This window comes from Campylobacter sp. US33a, assembly GCF_004378855.1.
Classification (GTDB): domain Bacteria; phylum Campylobacterota; class Campylobacteria; order Campylobacterales; family Campylobacteraceae; genus Campylobacter_D.
Genome location: NZ_RYYL01000023.1, coordinates 1 through 4,739, shown reverse-complemented (window position 1 = coordinate 4,739; position 4,739 = coordinate 1). Strand labels below are relative to the sequence as shown.

The window sequence follows — 4,739 nt, the reverse complement described above, 5'->3', positions numbered from 1 at the left end:
GCCTTATTGTATTTCAGATTTTACTTAATCTTAATTTATTATTAAGTGTGTAAAATCTGAGATTTTTAGTTTTTACACAATAAAATCTAGAATATTTTATATTTTAGTTATATTAGTTTTTTGTTTTAAAAATATTTTAACTTTATGGTTTATGTTTTTTTTGGTGTGTGAGTAAGAAGGTATAAAGAAATAATGAGATATAATATAGATGTAATTATTTTTTTGCTGTAAAAATAATATTTTATTTATTTTGTTTTTTATTTAATTAATATTATTTATTTTATTATTTTTAATTTTTATTTTAATACTTAAAATATTTTTTTCTTTTTATTTTGGGTTTTAATCAATTTTATGTTTCTTCTTTATGATTTTCTTTATTTGTTTTATTTCAATTGTTTTATTCTGGATTATTTTTAATTTCTGATATATGTTTTTATTTTTGTATTAGTTTTTATATTTTTTTGAATTTTCATTTTTTTAAGTTTAAGTTTTAATTTGTTGTTTTATTTATTACTGAATAGAATAAGAAAGGAAATTATTTTTGATTCTTTTTGAAATACTATAAAATAGGTATTTTAAGTTTAAATTTATTGCATATATGCAATAAAATCTTTTATATATGCAATAAAATCTTTTATATATGCAATAAAATCTTTTATATTTTTTTCTTTAAATACCTAATTTTAGGTTATTTGCAATACTTGTGACATTTTAAGAAATCTATTTAAGTTTATATAATATTATTAAATTTATTTATTTTGTAAATTATATTATAATATTTTATTAATTTTTAAATTTGTTGCAACTTTATGCAATAAAAATTCTATATTTTTAAATTTGTTGCAACTTTATGCAATATATTTGATATAATAATGTTACATTTTATTGTGAAGGTTTGATAATGTTGCAGGATAGTGAAAAGATTAAACAGTTTGAAGAAAAGTTTCCAGGAATTAAATATTTAGGTGCTGGTAAAAAAAAGATTTTACTTTCAAAGAATAAAGAAGTAGTAGATAATATTACAGGTGAAATTATCTTATCAGAAGAATTTAAAGTTGAGCAGGTTCAAACTAAAGATGAATTTACAAAATTATTTGTTGAGAATATTGATTATCTTGGGAATAAATTAGAAGATTCTGAATTTAAGATTTTTTTTTATGTGGTAAAAAGAATAGATTATAATAATATTATTACCATCGATAGTTCTTTTAGAAAAAATGTTTCTAAAATGTATGATATATCTACATCTACGGTTTCTCGTTCAATTAAAGGTCTAATTGCAAAGGGTGTTTTATTACCTATGAGTGAGGAGATGAAAGAAAAGTATGGTATGTGGGCAGGAGATTCCTATCTTATTAATCCAAATATTATTGGCAAGGGTAGTTTTAGAGATGTTAAACATTTAAGACAAATTGTCGTAAATGATTTTGATTTTGAACAATTTAAGATTTCAAAAACTGCAACTGTTTTGGCTCAATATGATGGTGGAGAAAAATTGATTAGCGCTCCTCACGATTATGATATCAGAGAAATATCAATATCTAAAGATGAAAAAAATAATTATGTTGATGGTAATATCGTTGTATCTAAAAAAGAAGAATATGATCACGATCTGAAAAATTCTATTATGATTGAAAATCAAGAAGTAGATAATAAAGAAAATATTAACAAAGAAAATGATATGAAAACATTATTAGAATTAGAAGCATTAAAAACCAAGAATCTTGAGTTAGAACTCAAAAAGCAAGAATTAGAATTAAAGCAAAAACTTTTAGACTCCGGTAAAATTGATGAGCTATTGGGTATTTTAGGAAAGTGAAAATTTTAAAGAAGAATATTCACACAAGAATTAAAGGAAATGTAATGAAAGAAAAAATAAAAGCACAGTTTTAATGCCACTAAAATTTAAACCAGAATATGTGGAATATTGTTTAAGAAAGAACATTTCCTTAGATGACTATATAAAAGAAATCGAAGCTCTTGAATTTTATTGGAAAGAAAATTTGGAATATCATAGATATTGGGCTTGGCCTATGCAAAGAGAGTTGGAACTGCTTGATTCATTTATTAGGCCATCTCGATACAAAAGAAGAAATGATTGGGATATCAATAGAAGTTAAAAATATTCTTAGGTATTAGTGGAGTTATTGATATATGATTATTCAAAATATGAAAATGCAACACCAAAGCAATTAGTTTATGCACTTTCTTTAGCAGAAAAACTTACATTACAAACTAAAGAGAATAACGAATCTCAATCACTGCAAAATCATTTTTTCATCATAATGCTTTACTTTTGTATATATTCTTGGGGAATATTAAAATCTTTTTGAAACCAAAGAAATTCTTGCGGTAATGCTTCTGTTTGCATTACATTTATGGCATATTTTTCCAAAATTGTCAAATTATGCTCTTTTTCTTTAATCTTTAAAAATAGATTACACAAATCTTTATCATTTAGATGATTTTTAATATTTCCAATAGAGCAATTGATTGTTGCTAATAATGGATTAGCTCCCATATTTAATCCTTAAAAATTTTAAAAACTATGTTTTACCAAAGGGGGAGGTCTCATCCCACCACTATCCCCCTCTGGTAAGTGTTTTAAAGTAGCATTTTTAATTAAACTATTGGTTTTAAACTTAAATTTTTATCTATCAAAAGCTTTTTAAAAAAACTTTCTAAATATGAAATATCTATATTTCTATATTTGTCTGAATAATTTGATAAAACTAGGGCATTTCTAAAATATTTTGAATTTTCTTTAAAAATATCATTATTAATTTCAAAACCTATGCTATTTAAATATTTAATTGTAAAAACTGCTATTGTTCTTGTATTACCTTCTCTAAAAGGATGTATTTGCCATATATTTGAAACAAAACTAGATATTTTTTTAATAAATTCATCATCACTAATTTTAGAATAGTCATTCTTTTTTTCTTTTTCAAAATCATATTCTAAAAGTTCTAGTATATCATCATAGTTGGCATAATTTACAGATTTGCCATTTAAAATAGCTTCTTCTTTAAAAATATTTACTTTTCTAAAATTTCCTACATACTTTTCCATAACTTGCGGAAAAACATCCGTAAATATTTTTCTATGAATATTTTTAAGTGTAATAGGTGAAAAACTAAAACCTTCATCATCAATAATTTTAGCTATTCTTTGAGATACTAAATCACATTCTTTAGTTCTTACAATCTCTTCTTCATTGTTTGTATTTTTATAATACTCTATAATCTTTTCTTCTAATTCTTCATAAGTTGATGAATTTTCTACAGCCTTATAAAAATACTCGGATGGTTTGAGATTATCAACTTCATTAAGTCCTATACCAACTAGAATATTTTCATAGTTAATGTTTTTGTTTTTTTTGTATTCTTGGTATTCTTCATATTTCATTTTATACTCCGCAAATCATTCTTTGGATATAACGCCTTCTTTCTTCAAAAGTTTTCTAACAAGACTATTCATACTCTCCTCTTCTCTTCTGCAATACTCTTTCATCTCATTATATTCGCTAATACTCAGAATTATAGAAGTTCGCACTATTTGTTCTTTGTATTTTTTCTCTTTGGTATTTTCTTGCATTTCTGCACTTTGACTAACTTGCGTTAAAGTGTTTATATCTAAAGTTTTTTTTGCCATAATAAATTACTCCTTTACTTGTTTTAAAATTTCATCGAATAATAATTCAATTTCGCTTTTGGCATTCGCATCAGACAAACTTTTGCTGTCTATTTCCAATACTCCCTTTCCTTCAATTAGAGAATTTTTAAAAGCAACTCTATCTCTAATAGGAAATTGCAAAAGTTTGAAATGTTTGCAATCATCAATTTGTTTTTTTAAATAGTTAAAGCTTTTAATGCTCGAACTTATGCGATTGATAACTAAATCAATTTTAATTTCTTCATTGATTTGATTTTGAATTTCATCTAGGATTTTGTCAAAATCTCTCAACCTTAAAATTTCTAATGGACTATCACCAAATGGAGTGATGATTTGATTGCTAATGGAAATCACAATTCTGTTAAATCCACTGTCAAAACCTCCAGTATCTATAACAGTGAATTTATTTTTATTATTTTTAATAAATTCAATGAGTTCACTTTCGCTTTTGAAAGATATTATATTGAAAGGTTTTAGTCCATTAATTTTTCTAATTTTATTCAAAGAACTAATGCTATTTTGTCCATCTAAATCTACGCAGATAAAATCAATATTTTTAAGTTGCAAATAGCTTAAAAAATTAAAGCATAATGTGCTTTTTCCAACTCCGCCTTTTGGATGCGAAAATGAAATAATTGGCATCATTCTCTCCTTTTGTATTTATTTATAATATTTTAAAAATATAGATAATACTAGGGACAGCAATAATAATATAAAAAGTATTACAAATATTTTCTCAATTTTTGACATAAATCTTTTTTTATATAGGTTAAAACAACCCAGAAAAATAAATATTACAGCAAATATAGTTATAGAAATACTTAATTCTTTTATACTACTAATGTAAATTGTCGTGATTCCAAAAATTATGAAAATTATATTTCCAAAATAAAAAAAATTTTTCATAACTAAACCTTAATTATCTAAAATATTTTAATTTATACATAATTATATCACAATTTTTAGTAATTTTTGCATAAAAATACATAAAAATATGTAATTTTTACTAAAATATAGTAATTATTACATAAAAATATGCAAAAAATAGTTAAAAATACATATTT

General features: G+C 23.1%; 5 protein-coding genes. 1 reads left to right on the top strand and 4 read right to left on the bottom strand.

Annotated features, from left to right (window positions below; all coding sequences use genetic code 11):
* The first annotated feature begins 901 nt into the window (after nt 1–901).
* Nucleotides 902–1,819, top strand: coding sequence for a hypothetical protein (locus ELQ16_RS09675; RefSeq protein ID WP_134239429.1), 918 nt, complete (start codon nt 902–904; stop codon nt 1,817–1,819).
* A 471-nt stretch (nt 1,820–2,290) separates the two neighbouring features.
* On the opposite strand, the gene ELQ16_RS09665 is transcribed toward ELQ16_RS09675, so the two are convergent.
* From ELQ16_RS09665 to ELQ16_RS09650, 4 genes are all read right to left on the bottom strand, one after another.
* The gene (locus ELQ16_RS09665; protein ID WP_134239426.1) at nt 2,291–2,521 is read right to left on the bottom strand and encodes a hypothetical protein; all 231 of its coding nucleotides are present in this window, start codon (nt 2,519–2,521) and stop codon (nt 2,291–2,293) included.
* Between the two features lie 101 nt (nt 2,522–2,622).
* Nucleotides 2,623–3,408 (bottom strand): Fic family protein, encoded by a 786-nt coding sequence (locus tag ELQ16_RS09660; RefSeq protein ID WP_134239424.1) that lies wholly within the window; start codon nt 3,406–3,408, stop codon nt 2,623–2,625.
* A gap of 15 nt (nt 3,409–3,423) precedes the next feature.
* Nucleotides 3,424–3,654 carry a hypothetical protein gene (locus tag ELQ16_RS09655; protein WP_134239422.1) on the bottom strand — a complete coding sequence of 77 codons (231 nt, stop codon included), beginning with the start codon at nt 3,652–3,654 and terminating at the stop codon, nt 3,424–3,426.
* A 6-nt stretch (nt 3,655–3,660) separates the two neighbouring features.
* A complete protein-coding gene (locus tag ELQ16_RS09650) occupies nt 3,661–4,317 on the bottom strand; it encodes a ParA family protein (protein ID WP_166739687.1) in 657 nt (218 codons plus the stop codon).
* Nucleotides 4,318–4,739 lie beyond the last annotated feature (422 nt).